This window comes from Rhizobium freirei PRF 81, assembly GCF_000359745.1.
Taxonomy (GTDB): domain Bacteria; phylum Pseudomonadota; class Alphaproteobacteria; order Rhizobiales; family Rhizobiaceae; genus Rhizobium; species Rhizobium freirei.
Window position 1 is genome coordinate 321,202 of sequence record NZ_AQHN01000056.1, and the last position, 12,563, is coordinate 333,764.

11 protein-coding genes are annotated in these 12,563 nt (G+C 61.9%); 3 read left to right on the forward strand and 8 right to left on the reverse strand.

The features are described from left to right. Positions 1–21 precede the first annotated feature (21 nt). Positions 22–426, forward strand: coding sequence for a DoxX family protein (locus tag RHSP_RS13490; protein ID WP_004117710.1), 405 nt, complete (start codon positions 22–24; stop codon positions 424–426). Between the two features lie 47 nt (positions 427–473). On the opposite strand, the gene RHSP_RS13495 is transcribed toward RHSP_RS13490, so the two are convergent. The 5 genes from RHSP_RS13495 to RHSP_RS13515 all read right to left on the reverse strand — a co-directional run bounded on the left by RHSP_RS13495 (position 474) and on the right by RHSP_RS13515 (position 6,792). After that, complete coding sequence (locus RHSP_RS13495; RefSeq protein WP_004117712.1) at positions 474–1,661, reverse strand: Gfo/Idh/MocA family protein; 1,188 nt, start codon at positions 1,659–1,661, stop codon at positions 474–476. Positions 1,662–1,871: 210 nt separating this feature from the next. After that, complete coding sequence (locus RHSP_RS13500) at positions 1,872–2,924, reverse strand: sugar phosphate isomerase/epimerase family protein (RefSeq protein WP_037151721.1); 1,053 nt, start codon at positions 2,922–2,924, stop codon at positions 1,872–1,874. A gap of 258 nt (positions 2,925–3,182) precedes the next feature. Then, positions 3,183–4,130: a substrate-binding domain-containing protein gene (locus tag RHSP_RS13505; RefSeq protein ID WP_037151724.1), complete on the reverse strand. Its 948-nt coding sequence runs from the start codon at positions 4,128–4,130 to the stop codon at positions 3,183–3,185. 63 nt (positions 4,131–4,193) lie between these two features. Further along, the gene (locus tag RHSP_RS13510) at positions 4,194–5,207 is read right to left on the reverse strand and encodes an ABC transporter permease (RefSeq protein WP_004117718.1); all 1,014 of its coding nucleotides are present in this window, start codon (positions 5,205–5,207) and stop codon (positions 4,194–4,196) included. A 61-nt stretch (positions 5,208–5,268) separates the two neighbouring features. Then, entirely contained in the window at positions 5,269–6,792 is a 1,524-nt protein-coding gene (locus RHSP_RS13515; protein WP_004117720.1) for a sugar ABC transporter ATP-binding protein, read from the reverse strand. Between the two features lie 171 nt (positions 6,793–6,963). Here RHSP_RS13515 and RHSP_RS13520 point away from each other — a divergent pair, with 171 nt between their 5' ends. Further along, a complete protein-coding gene (locus RHSP_RS13520) occupies positions 6,964–7,989 on the forward strand; it encodes a LacI family DNA-binding transcriptional regulator (protein WP_004117721.1) in 1,026 nt (341 codons plus the stop codon). Positions 7,990–8,001: 12 nt separating this feature from the next. Continuing rightward, the gene (locus RHSP_RS13525; RefSeq protein WP_004117722.1) at positions 8,002–8,406 is read left to right on the forward strand and encodes a VOC family protein; all 405 of its coding nucleotides are present in this window, start codon (positions 8,002–8,004) and stop codon (positions 8,404–8,406) included. On the opposite strand, the gene xylA is transcribed toward RHSP_RS13525, so the two are convergent. The 3 genes from xylA to RHSP_RS13540 form a co-directional block, all read right to left on the reverse strand. Continuing rightward, entirely contained in the window at positions 8,397–9,707 is a 1,311-nt protein-coding gene (gene xylA / locus RHSP_RS13530; RefSeq protein WP_037151728.1) for a xylose isomerase, read from the reverse strand. The genes RHSP_RS13525 and xylA overlap by 10 nt on opposite strands. 222 nt (positions 9,708–9,929) lie before the next feature. Next, on the reverse strand, positions 9,930–11,387 hold the full coding sequence (xylB, locus tag RHSP_RS13535) for a xylulokinase (protein WP_037151731.1): 1,458 nt from the start codon (positions 11,385–11,387) through the stop codon (positions 9,930–9,932). A gap of 36 nt (positions 11,388–11,423) precedes the next feature. Then, complete coding sequence (locus RHSP_RS13540; protein WP_004117737.1) at positions 11,424–12,449, reverse strand: LacI family DNA-binding transcriptional regulator; 1,026 nt, start codon at positions 12,447–12,449, stop codon at positions 11,424–11,426. Positions 12,450–12,563 lie beyond the last annotated feature (114 nt).

A 12,563-nucleotide genomic window follows, 5' to 3' on the forward strand; every position in this document is an offset into this window, starting at 1 on the left:
CCTGACAACGAAAGGATACGAATGCTCCCTGCGCTCCACGCTTTTCAACCTCATCTGCTGAGCCTCCTGCGCATCGTCGCCTCGCTCGTGCTGTTCAGCTATGGAACGCAGAAGGTGCTGCATTTCCCGGCGGCCGAAACCGTGCCGCCCGCCGGATCGCTGCCCTGGATCGCCGGCCTGCTTGAGCTGACCCTCGGCTTCCTCGTCCTGATCGGCTTCAAGACACGGATCGCCGCCTTCGTGCTGTCGGGCCTGATGGCGTTTGCCTATTTCCTGCGCCATGCACCGCAGAGCTTCTATCCCGCGCAGAACGGCGGCACCGCTGCCATCCTCTTCTGCTTCATCTTCCTGTTTCTCGTTGCAGCCGGCGGCGGCCCGTTCAGCGTCGATGCGCTGACGAAGCGCAAGCAGGAAGTCGCGGCCTGAACAAGCAGGTTCGAGGCGGTGTCGCCGCCTCGAACCCTATCCGAAGCTTAGAGCTTGACCCAGGCACCGTTGCGCTTCGAGGAAGCGACGCACGCCTCGACGAAAGCCACGCCCTTCACGCCATCATCGACGGTCGGGTAGATCACGGCCGGATCGACCGCCACGCCCTTCTTGCGGGCGTTGATGGCGCGCGCAGCCTCGGTATAGATCGTGGCAAACGCTTCGAGATAGCCTTCCGGATGGCCCGATGGGATGCGCGAGACGCGCGCCGCGGCAGCGCCGGAGCCGGCACCGTTGCGGGTAATCAGCCGCTTCTGATCGCCGAACGGCGTGTACCAGAGATAGTTCGGATCGGCCTGCGTCCACTCGATGCCGCCCTTGGTGCCGTAGACGCGCAGCTTCAGACCGTTCTCATGGCCGGGCGCCACCTGGCTGCACCAAAGCATGCCCTTTGCCGGCTTTTCCTTGCCCTTCGCCTTGAAGCGCAGCAGCACGTGACCGTTGTCATCGAGTCGGCGCCCCTCGACAAAGCTGTCGAGGTCGGCGGCAAGGCTGTCGAGTTCCAAGCCCGTCACGAAGGAAGCGAGGTTATAGGCATGCGTGCCGATATCCCCTGTCGAGCCGCCGGCGCCGGACTGGGCCGGATCGGTGCGCCATGCCGCCTGCTTCTGGCCGGACTGCTCGATATTTTCCGTCAGCCAGTCCTGCGGATATTCCACCTGCACGATGCGGATATCACCGAGTTCGCCATTCTCGACCATCTCGCGCGCCTGACGGACCATCGGATAGCCGGTATAGTTATGCGTGAGGATGAAGAGCGCGCCGCTCTCGTCGGCCACTTTCTTCAGCTTCTTGGCATCGGCAAGGTTGGAGGTCAGCGGCTTGTCGCAGATGACGTGGATGCCGCGGCGCAAGAATTCCTTGGCGGCGTCATAATGGACATGGTTCGGCGTGACGATCGAGACGGCTTCAATGCCGTTCTTCAGCTTGGCTTCCCGGATCGCCATGTCGCGATAGCTGGAATAGGTGCGCGAGGGATCGAGACCAAGATCGCGGCCCGAAGCCGCAGCCTTTTCCGGCGAAGACGAGAGCGCGCCGGCGATAAGATCGAACTGATCGTCAATGCGTGCCGCGATGCGATGCACTGCGCCGATGAATGCGCCGGCACCGCCGCCCACCATGCCAAGCCGAATGCGCGGCTCCCGCGTCTGTTCCGATGATCCTTCGATTGCCATTTTTGTCCTCCTGAGAGTTGAATTGTTTGAACGCGATCGCGTGCTGCAATCGTCCCCTCTCCCCGCCTGCGGGGAGAGGGGCCAAGCCTTCTGCAAGCTCTGAATTGGCGAAAATATCGAGAAGGCCCCTCATCCGTCCTCAAACGATTTCGCTCCGCTCAACCGTTCGAGCCCACCTTCTCCCCGCACATGCGGGTAGAAGGTTTCGGATTACAGCCCCAGCATGCGCCGGTTCGCCGCCTGGTCGGTGCCGCTACCCGCAAAGTCGTCAAAGGCCTTTTCCGTGACGCGGATGATATGCGCCTTGACGAACTCCGCGCCTTCGCGCGCACCGTCCTCGGGATGCTTCAGGGCGCATTCCCATTCGACCACGGCCCAGCCGTCGAAATTATTGGCGGTCATCTTCGAGAAGATAGCACCGAAATCGACCTGGCCGTCGCCGAGCGAACGGAAGCGGCCGGCGCGCTCGACCCAGCCCTGATAGCCGCCATAGACACCCTGGCGTCCGGTCGGATTGAACTCCGCATCCTTGACGTGGAACATCTTGATGCGGTCCTTGTAGATGTCGATGTTGTCGAGATAATCGAGGCACTGCAGGACATAGTGCGAGGGGTCGTAGAGCATGTTGGCGCGCGGGTGGTTCTTCACGCGCTCCAGGAACATCTCGAAGGTGATGCCGTCATGCAGGTCTTCGCCCGGATGGATTTCGTAGCAGACGTCAACGCCGTTTTCGTCGGCGTGATTGAGGATCGGCGTCCAGCGGCGGGCAAGCTCTTCAAAGGCGGTTTCGACGAGACCGGCCGGACGCTGCGGCCAGGGATAGATGAAGGGCCAGGCAAGCGCGCCCGAGAAGGTCGCATGCGCCTTGATGCCGAGATGCTTCGAAGCCGTCAGCGCCATCTTCACCTGTTCGACCGCCCATTCCTGCCGCGCCTTCGGGTTCCCTCGCACTTCCGGAGCCGCAAAACCGTCGAAGGCTTCGTCATAGGCGGGATGCACGGCAACGAGCTGACCCTGCAGATGGGTCGAAAGTTCCGTTACCTCGACACCGTTCGAGCGGGCGATACCGGCGAACTCGTCGCAATAATCCTTGGAGGAAGCTGCCTTCTTCAGGTCGATGAGCTGGCTTGCCCAAGTCGGAACCTGCACGCCGACATAGCCGGCATCGGCAGCCCATTTCGTGATCGAATCCCACGAATTGAATGGCGCGGTATCGCCTGCGAATTGTCCGAGAAACAGGCCGGGGCCTTTGATCGTCTTCATAGCTAATTCCTCCCTAGTCGCGTTCTGTAAACGTTTCCGATACCCTTCAAGCCCTTAGTCAGAGGCGGTTGGGATACCGTCACCTCAAAAAACTATAGGGTCGTCAGGATGAAAGTCGAATGCTTGGTGACCTAATCACGGCCGGCCGCTGGCGGCAAGAGGTACGTGCCGCAAAAAATAGTTGCGCGGTGCGAAACAAGGCGGCACGCCAAAAAACGCCCGCCGAAACCGGCGGGCGCATCTGTTCAACTCAACCGATCAGAACGGTGAATCGGGGAAGTAGAAGTCCTTGGCATTATCCTTCGTGACGAGCGTCGCATCGAGGATGTAATTACCGCGAACTGGAACCTGGTTGTAGAAGTTGGCAGCGGTCAGCTCTATGGCCGTGCCCACCATTGCCGGCGGGTAGAGAACGTCGACCGGGATAATCTTGTCGCCGTCCATGACCTTCTTGACCATGTCCTTCGAGCCGGCGCCGGCTACGATATACTTGATGTCGGTGCGCTTGGCCTGATCGATCGCCTGCAGCACGCCGACGGCCATGTCGTCATCCTGACACCAGACGACGTCGATCTTCGGGAACTTGGTCAGATAGTCCTGCATGACCTTGAAGGCGTCGTCGCGGTTCCAGTTGCCATACTGACGGTCGAGAACCTTGACCTTCGAGCCGGCAATGCCCTTGTCGAAACCATCCTGGCGCTGCTGATCGATCGGGATCGGCAGACCGCGGATGACGACGACCTGCGCGTCCGGCGTTGTGGCCTTGATGTATTCGCCAGCCGTCTGGCCGAGTGCCGGATTGTTGCCGGCGACATAGAGGTCACGGACGGAATTGTCGTTGTTGCTCGGCGCGCGGTCGACGAGCGTCACGAACTTGCCCTTGCCCTTGACTTCCTTGATGGCGTTGACGAGCGGATCCGGGTCCGAAGGCAGGATGACGAGCGCGTCGATGCCCTGGGTCTCGAGGTCCTGCACAGCGTTGGCCTGGCTCGCCGCGTCGGGCGAGGTCTTGACGATGACATTCAGACCGGGGTGCTGGGCCATCAGTTGCTTGGCGACGCGCTCGGCATGGAATACCACGCCGGAGGTCCAGCCATGGTCGGCGGCCGGAATGGAAACGCCGATCGTCACCTTCTTGTCCGCGGCATGCACCGCGCCGGCCAGAGCCGCAAGCACGACGGCCACGCCAATAAGTGTTTTGCGCATTTTATCCTCCCACATAGAAACAGGGCTTTGTCCTGATGACCGGGCGCCCCTTGACCCGGTTGTTCATGATTTGCGTACCAGCGAGCGCTGAACGAGCATGGCGATGATGATGATCGCACCCTGGATGGCGCCAATCAGATATTCGCTGATGAAATTGGAAAGCAGCATGATGTTGCCGACCAGCTCGAGGATGAAGGCGCCGCAGATGGTGCCCCATACCCTGCCCGCCCCGCCCTTCAGCGCGGTGCCGCCAACGACGACGGCGGTGATCGCCTGCAACTCCCAGAGAATGCCGGTCGTGGCCGAGGTCGAGCCGAGCCGCGGCACGTAGAGAAGCACGGCGATGGCGACGCAAAGGCCTTGAATGACGAAGGCAATGGTGCGCACACGGTTGACCGCGATGCCGGAATAGCGCGCGACATCGCTGTTCGAGCCGACGGCGACGACATGCCGTCCATAGCGGGTGCGGTAAAGAATGAAGGCGGCGACGCCGGTGACGGCAAGGATCACCACGATCGGAACCGGCACCCCTAGAATGGAGCCGAAATAGGCCGGACGATAGAGCGCCTGCAGTTCCGACGAGCGCAGCGTGATCGCGCCACCCTGCGACAGCCAGGTCGTCAACCCGCGATAGACGCCCATCGTACCGAGCGTGGCGATGAAAGGCTCGATCTTGCCGACGGTGGTAATCAGGCCGTTGGCAAGGCCACACAGCGCGCCGGCGACGATCCCGAATGCCATGGCCGCCACCAGCATCAGGGTCGGATCGGCGATGACGCCGGAATTCATCAGGAGGATCATCAGGCTCGCCACGAAGGCCACCATGGATCCGACGGACAGATCGAGATCGCCCGCGGAGATGACGAAGGTAGCTCCGACCGCGATGATGGCGATGAAGGCGCTTCTTGTCGCGACGTTGGCAAGATTGGTGATGCCGATGAAGTTCGGGTTGACCAGTGCGCCCACGATCAGAAGCAGCACCAGCGCTGCAAACGGCGCAACGGCCCTAAGATCGACATCCCGCCAGGAGCGCCCTCGCCGGCCTGCCTTGCCGCTGCTGTCTTCGCCCACGCTCATAACCAAAACCAACCTCCCGTCCCATGACTGCTGGGAATTCGCCCTGTCCTGTGCCGCCCGCTCAGGCAGCGGTCTTTTTCTTCAGGCCCGCCGCATAACGCATGATTTCCTGCTCGGAGATCTCGTCGCCTTCGAGCATGCCGACGATGTGGCCTTCGCGCATGACAGCGATCCGCGTGCACAACCCAATGACCTCGGGCATTTCCGAGGAGACCACGATGATCGAATGACCGTCGCGCGCCAGCGCCGAAATGAAATGATAGATCTGCTGCTTGGTGCCGACATCGATGCCGCGCGTCGGCTCGTCGATGATGATGATCTGAGGCTCGGTCTCCATGACCTTCGCCAAGAGCAGCTTCTGCTGATTGCCGCCCGACATGCGGCCGGCAACGATATTTCCGTCGCGCACCCTGATATCGAAGCGGCGGCGCGCCCGCGTCAGCGCATCCGCCTCGCTGGAGGCGCTCAGATAGCCGAACTTGCCGTGCCGATCGAGCGACTGCAGGGTCAGATTGACGGCCATGCCCGAATTCAGCAGCAGTCCCTTGGACTTGCGGTCCTTCGTCATATAGGCAAGGCCGGCATCGATGGCCGCATGCACGTCATGCGGCGGCACGGTCTGGCCGTTGGCGACGACCTCGCCGGACGCGCGCGAGCGCAGGCCGACGATCGCTTCCATCAGCTCCGTCCGGCCAGAGCCGATCATGCCGGAGAAGCCCAGTATCTCGCCCTTTCGCAGCTCGAAGCTCGCATCGCGAACGTAGCCAGTCGAAAGCGCGCTGACGCTGAGCACAACCTTCTCATCCACATCGGGCTCGTTCTTGGCCGGATAGAGGCTCGAAAGTTCGCGCCCGACCATCAGCTGGGCGATCGATTCGCCATCGAGCAGCGAGGTCGGAGAGGTCTTCACCCATTGGCCATCACGCAGCACCGTGACACGATCCGTCAGCTCCATGACCTCATCGAGCTTGTGGGAGACGAAGACGAAACTCGTTCCCTGGTCGCGTAGCTTGCGCACCTGCCTGAACAGGAAATTGGTCTCCTCGCGCGACAGGACGGCAGTCGGCTCGTCCATGAAGACGATCCGCGCATCGCGGCTGATCGCCTTGGCGATCTCCACCATCTGTTTGTCGGCGATGGAAAGCGTACTGATCAGAGCATTCTCGTCGACATGCGATCCGAGGAGGTCGAGCACGCGCCGCGTCTCCGCGCGCATATGCTTGCGGTCGAGCACGCCGAAGCGCGTGACTTCGCGACCAAGGAACAGGCTCTCGGTGACGGTCAGATGTTCCGCAAGGTTGAATTCCTGGTGGATGATGACGATGCCGAGCGCTTCGGCGGCACCGTTCGGCGGCAGCTTTACCGCCTTGCCGTCGAGCACGATCTCGCCGGAGGTAGGCTGCTCGAAGCCGGAAAGGACTTTGACGAGTGTCGATTTGCCGGCGCCGTTCTCGCCCATGAGCGCATGAATTTCGCCAACCCGAAGGTCGAAATTGACGCTGAACAGCACCTGCACGCCGCTGAAGGATTTGGAGATCCCCCTCGCAGACAGCACCACCGCACCGTCGACGGCTTCCGAACTCATTGCCTGTCCCCTCCCTACGGCTCCACCCGCTTTCCAATGATGTAAACCTTTACATACATCGTGTAAAGGTTTACATCATTGGATATCGTACAAAATTTCGCGGTTACCTTTGACCTCCACGTAAGTCTGTGTAGTCTCCAGCACCGAGACGAGACCCCAAGGCAGAGCGCAGTGTCGAATTCCACGCCCGCAACTATCGAAGACGTCGCCCGAATTGCCAATGTTTCGATTGCAACGGTCTCCAGAGCAATCCATATGCCGGAGAAAGTCGCCAATTCGACGCGGCTGAAGGTCAATCAGGCCATCGCCGTCACCGGCTATACGACCAATGCGATGGCGCGCAGCTTGAGGCTCGGCCGCTCCAACATGATCCTGGTCGTAGCCCCCGATATCGGCGACCCGAACTTCTCCAATATCCTGATCGGCCTGGAGAATGAGGCGCGTTCGCACGGCTATGGCATCCTCATCGGCCACACCCAGAACGATGCGCAGCGCGGGCTGGAATATCTGAAATTTCTCAATTCCAACCAGGCGGCGGGGCTGATCCTCTTTACCGGCATCCTGCCCTTCGGGCACCAGACGATGACGGCGCGGCTGCCGCCAAGCGTCGGCGTCTTCGAGCCTGTGTTCAACGGCGGCATTCCCTATGTCGGCGTCGACGATATCGCCGGTGCGCGCAAAGCCGTCGACCTGCTGATTGCCGAAGGCCACCGCAAGATCGCCTTCATCGGTGATTCCCGCACCCGCCTCGCCTACAGCCGGCGGCGCATGGGCTATGAAGCCGGGCTCGATGCGGCCGGCATCGGCGCCAATCTCCGAATCATCTTGGAGGGTGACGGCACGATCGAAAGCGGACGGCTCGCCGTCGAGCAGCTTTTCATGCGCGACACGCTGCCGACGGCCTTCATGTGCGTCAACGATCAGACCGCGATCGGCGTCATGATCGGCCTGAAAACACGCGGCTACGACATTCCCGAGGATTTCTCGGTGACCGGCTTCGACGACGTGCCGCAAGCCGTCTTCATGACGCCGTCGCTAACGACGATCCGCCAGCCACGCACCGCCATTGGCAAACATGCCATGGCGCTGCTGCTCGAACTGCTTTCGGATGGCGAGCCCCCCGAGACCGAGATCTTGCTACGGCCGGATCTGGTGGTGCGAAACTCGGTTTCGGCACCGTCGCGCGCGCGGCGATAGGCAGGTGTCGCGATGCCGCTCGGCAGGCTGGTCCTCTATGTCCACGATGTGGAAGCAACTATCCGCTTCTACGAGAAGTATTTCGGGTTCAAGCCGCATCGGCAGGCAGGCGATCGGATTGTCGAGTTGCTCGCTCCGGACGGCGGTGCCAATCTGATGATCCATCCTGCGGCTAAGGCGCAGAAAATGGGGCAATCGCTGGTAAAACTCGTGTTCGACGTCGAGCATGTCGAAGCTTTCCGCGCGAGATGCGCAGAGGAAGGTCTTGAATTCGGCCCCTTGCATCAGGCCGATGGTTATGCCTTCGCCAACGCTAAAGACCCTTCGGGAAATTCCATATCCATTTCCAGCCGCGCCTTCAGGCTGGAGTCGGGAGGCAGTGAACCACCGCCTCCCGAACCTATCGATCAAACGTAACGATTGACGATGTTTTCTAGCAGTTCCTGCTTGCCGGACTTCGGCTGCGGGTTGACGTCCTTGGTTTCGACCCACTGGGCGATCTGGTCGAGCGAATACTCGCCGCGCAGCAGCTTCTGGCCCTCAGCCGAATCCCAGCCGGCATAACGGTCGGCGAGCGGCTTGGAGAGCGCCTTGTCCTCGATCATCCTGGCAGCAGCCTTCAGGCCGCGAGCGCAGCAATCCATGCCGCCGATGTGGCCGATGAGCAGATCTTCCGGATCGAGCGACTGACGACGCAGCTTGGCGTCGAAATTCGTGCCGCCCGACTTGAAGCCGCCGCCTGCCAGAACCTGATAGTAGGCCAGCGTCATTTCCGGAACGTTGTTCGGGAACTGGTCGGTATCCCAGCCGGACTGGTAATCGTTGCGGTTCATGTCGATCGAGCCGAAGATGCCGAGCGCGTTGGCAAGCGCCAGTTCGTGCTCGAAGGAATGGCCAGCGAGGATCGCATGGCCCTGCTCGATGTTGACCTTCACTTCGTTCTCGAGACCGTACTTCTTGAGGAAGCCGTAGACGGTGGCAACGTCGTAGTCATACTGGTGCTTGGTCGGCTCCTGCGGCTTCGGCTCAATCAGGATCGTGCCCTTGAAGCCGATCTTGTGCTTGTACTCGACGACGAGATTGAGGAAGCGGCCCATCTGGTCCAATTCCCGCTTCAGGTCGGTGTTGAGCAGCGTCTCATAGCCTTCACGGCCGCCCCAGAGGACGTAGTTTTCGCCGCCGAGCTTGTGGGTGGCGTCCAGGCAGGTCTTCACGGTCGCTGCCGAAAAGGCGAAGACATCCGGATCCGGGTTGGTCGCGGCGCCCGACATGAAGCGGCGATTGGAGAAGAGGTTCGCCGTGCCCCAGAGCAGCTTCACGCCGGTTTCGGCCTGCTTCCGGGCGAAGTAATCGACGATCTCGTTGAGGTTCTTGGTGTTCTCGGCGAAGTTCTTGCCTTCCGGGCGCACGTCAGCATCGTGGAAGCAGTAATAGGGCGTGCCGAGCAGGGTGAAGAACTCGAAGGCGACGTCGGCCTTCAGCTTGGCGGCTTCCATGGTTTCATGGAACCAGGGGCGAAGGAAAGTCTGGCCGCCGAAGGGATCGCCGCCCGGCCAAGTGAAGGTGTGCCAGTAGGCGACGGCGAAGCGCAGATGGTCTTCCATCCGCTTGCCGGCAACGACTTCGTCCTTGTTGTAATAGCGGAAGGCCAGCGGATTGGTGCTGTCGGGGCCTTCGTATTTTACCTTGCTGATATCACCAAAAAATCCGGTGCTCATGTCTTGTCTCCTCAGGTTGGTGTTTCGGTATCGTTGTTCGTGCCGTGGCGCTCTGCCCCTCACCCTAGCCCTCTCCCCGCACGCGGGGAGAGGGGACGACCTCTGCATCCCCGCCGAGCAAAGCATTAGGGGCGGGCAGCGGTTGCCGCCTTCCCCCTCTCCCCGTCAAAACGGGGAGAAGGTGCCCGACAGGGCGGATGAGGGGCCACGCGCCATGTTATTTCAATGCGCCGACAGCGGCTTGATCGCCGGATAAACCGCCCGATAGCGCTTGTAGGCATCCGCATAGGCATCCGTCAGCGAGGTCACGGGATCGATCGTGCCAGCCGTCTGCGGCGGGGTGCAGACCGCGACCGGATCGGCGCCGGTGGCAGCGATCAGGCCGAGACGCGCAGCACCGAAGGCGGCACCGAAATCGCCGTCCGCCGGCAGGTCGACGGGCATGCCAAGCGCGGTGGCGATCGAAGCAAGCCAGTAGCGGGAACGCGAGCCGCCACCGATGGCGGTTACGCGTGCGATATCCGTGCCGGCAGACCGCAGCGCTTCCAGATTGTCGCGAATGGCGAAGGACACACCTTCGAGCACGGCCTGCGTCAGCACCGCGCGGCCGCTTTCATGACCGAGCCCGATGAATGCGCCGCGGATCGTCGCATCGTTGTGCGGCGTGCGCTCGCCCGAGAGATAGGGAAGGAAGGTAACGCTCGTCGGCGCCCTCAGCGTGTCGCCAAGCTCAGTGGTGAGTTCGGCAGCCGACTTGCCCGTCACATGCGAATGCCAGTTCAGCGCATCGGTCGCCGAGAGGATGACGCCCATCTGATGCCAGGTGTTCGGCAGCGCGTGGCAAAAGGCATGGACTGCGCTTTCAGGCTTCGGCAGGTAGGAGCTGTTGGCGGCAAAGAGAACGCCCGAGGTGCCGAGCGAAACGAACGCGGCGCCGTGGCTCACCGTACCCATGCCGCAGGCCGAAGCCGCATTGTCCCCTGCCCCGCCGGCAACGACGGCATCGCCATCGATACCCCATTTCGAGGCTAGCTCGCCGCGCAGCTTGCCGGCAACCTCGGTGCCTTCGACCAGCGTCGGCATCTGCTTCTCGTCGAGATTGGTCGCCGCCAGCAGTTCGGAAGACCATTTGCGCTTGCCGGTGTCGAGCCAGGAAGTGCCGGCGGAGTCAGACATTTCCGACATATGCTCGCCCGTTAGCCAGAGACGCAGATAGTCCTTCGGCAACAGCACCCAGCGCACCCTGGCGAAAATCTCAGGCTCATGCTTGGCGACCCATGCCAGCTTCGGCGCCGTAAATCCGGGGAAGACGATATTGCCGGTCAGCGCGCGGAACCTCGGATCTGCGTCGAGCGCGGCAGCCTCCTGATAGCTGCGGGTATCGTTCCAGAGAATGCAGGGCCGCAACACCTTGTCGTCGGCATCGAGCAGCGTCGCACCATGCATCTGACCGGAAAGGCCGATGCCGCGCACGGCGGCCAGTTCCTTCGGATGCGCCGCCTTCAGCCCGGCAACGGCCTCTTCGGTTGCGCGGATCCAGTGCGCCGGATCCTGCTCCGACCAGCCGGGATGCGGGCGCGAGACGTCGAGCCCGCCATTGGCGGAACCGATGATCCTCTGATTGCCGTCGATCAGCATCGCTTTGACGCCGGACGTTCCGAGATCGAGACCCAAATACATCAGATGGTACTCCCTATGCTCTGCCGCGTTCGAATGTCAGGGCAGATTGTCCTTCAAGAAAATGTCGAGGCGGATGCGCTCCTGGTCGGCGATGACGGCCTGGCCATCGGCGGTCGCCTTCATGACGCGGATGGCGCTGCGCACCTCATGGCCGGCATCCTGATTGAGAACGGCATCGATCGTGCCGTCCACCAGCGCGGTGCGCGTGTGCTGCGTCAGCTCATGCACGACCACGGTCAACTCGCGCTCGGGCCGGACGGCCTTCAAGGCTGCGATCAGGCCCCTGTTGCCGGCACCGAGGCTGTAGATGCCGATAATGTCCTTGTTTTCCGACAGTGCCTTGGAGACAAGCGATCTGGTCCGCTCCGGATCGTCGCGTCCTTCCAGCACGGGCAGCAGCCGCAGCTTGGGAAACTCCTCTGCCATCACGGCCGAGAACCCCTGCAAGCGCTCGCGATGGTCGCGCACCAGCATGGAGCCGGCGAGAACCGTAAGATCGCCCTCGCGGCCGCCAAGGAACCGGCCCAGCAGCCGGGCAGCGGTGCGGCCGGCGGCGATATTGTCGATACCGGCATAGTGATGCCTCGTGGAATCGGTAAGATCTGAAACCAGCGTGACGACCGGGATGCGCTCGGACACCAGCCGGTCAACCGCGGCCCGCACTTCCGGCGCATCGGTCGCCACCAGGGCGACGCCGGCGACATCCTGCCCCTGCAGCCCATCGAGCGCAGCGACGAGGGCCGACACATCGAAAGCCGGCACCTCGACGATGCGGATATCGGTGCGCTCCATGCCCGCCCGCAAAGTCGCGTGATGCACCTCGGAACGCAGCCCGTGCATGAAGGAATTATCGCCCGTCGGTACGATGAAAACGAGAGGATAGACGCGGCCCTTGGCCAGATTGGCGGCGGCGACATCGCGGATATAGCCGATCTGGCGAATGGCCTCTTCCACCTTCTCGCGCGTCACCAGCCGCACGCCGGGCCGCTGGTTCAGGACGCGGTCTACGGTCGCGAGGCTCACACCTGCGGCAGCTGCGATGTCATGCACGGTCGGTCTCATCGGCTCCTCCTCAAGAAACCATTACCGCCGTTTCTGATGTACGTAAATCAAAAATTTTCAGCCAAGCGATTTTCCGCTCGTTCCTACGGAAAAAAGGGCCCCTCGCAACGAGGA

What these genes read in the sequence shown, in the direction of transcription:
- RHSP_RS13490 (WP_004117710.1), top strand. Translation starts at nt 22, where the DNA reads ATGCTCCCTGCGCTCCACGCTTTTCAACCTCATCTGCTGAGCCTCCTG.
- RHSP_RS13495 (WP_004117712.1), bottom strand. Translation starts at nt 1,661, where the DNA reads ATGGCAATCGAAGGATCATCGGAACAGACGCGGGAGCCGCGCATTCGG.
- RHSP_RS13500 (WP_037151721.1), bottom strand. Translation starts at nt 2,924, where the DNA reads ATGAAGACGATCAAAGGCCCCGGCCTGTTTCTCGGACAATTCGCAGGC.
- RHSP_RS13505 (WP_037151724.1), bottom strand. Translation starts at nt 4,130, where the DNA reads ATGCGCAAAACACTTATTGGCGTGGCCGTCGTGCTTGCGGCTCTGGCC.
- RHSP_RS13510 (WP_004117718.1), bottom strand. Translation starts at nt 5,207, where the DNA reads ATGAGCGTGGGCGAAGACAGCAGCGGCAAGGCAGGCCGGCGAGGGCGC.
- RHSP_RS13515 (WP_004117720.1), bottom strand. Translation starts at nt 6,792, where the DNA reads ATGAGTTCGGAAGCCGTCGACGGTGCGGTGGTGCTGTCTGCGAGGGGG.
- RHSP_RS13525 (WP_004117722.1), top strand. Translation starts at nt 8,002, where the DNA reads ATGCCGCTCGGCAGGCTGGTCCTCTATGTCCACGATGTGGAAGCAACT.
- xylA (WP_037151728.1), bottom strand. Translation starts at nt 9,707, where the DNA reads ATGAGCACCGGATTTTTTGGTGATATCAGCAAGGTAAAATACGAAGGC.
- xylB (WP_037151731.1), bottom strand. Translation starts at nt 11,387, where the DNA reads ATGTATTTGGGTCTCGATCTCGGAACGTCCGGCGTCAAAGCGATGCTG.
- RHSP_RS13540 (WP_004117737.1), bottom strand. Translation starts at nt 12,449, where the DNA reads ATGAGACCGACCGTGCATGACATCGCAGCTGCCGCAGGTGTGAGCCTC.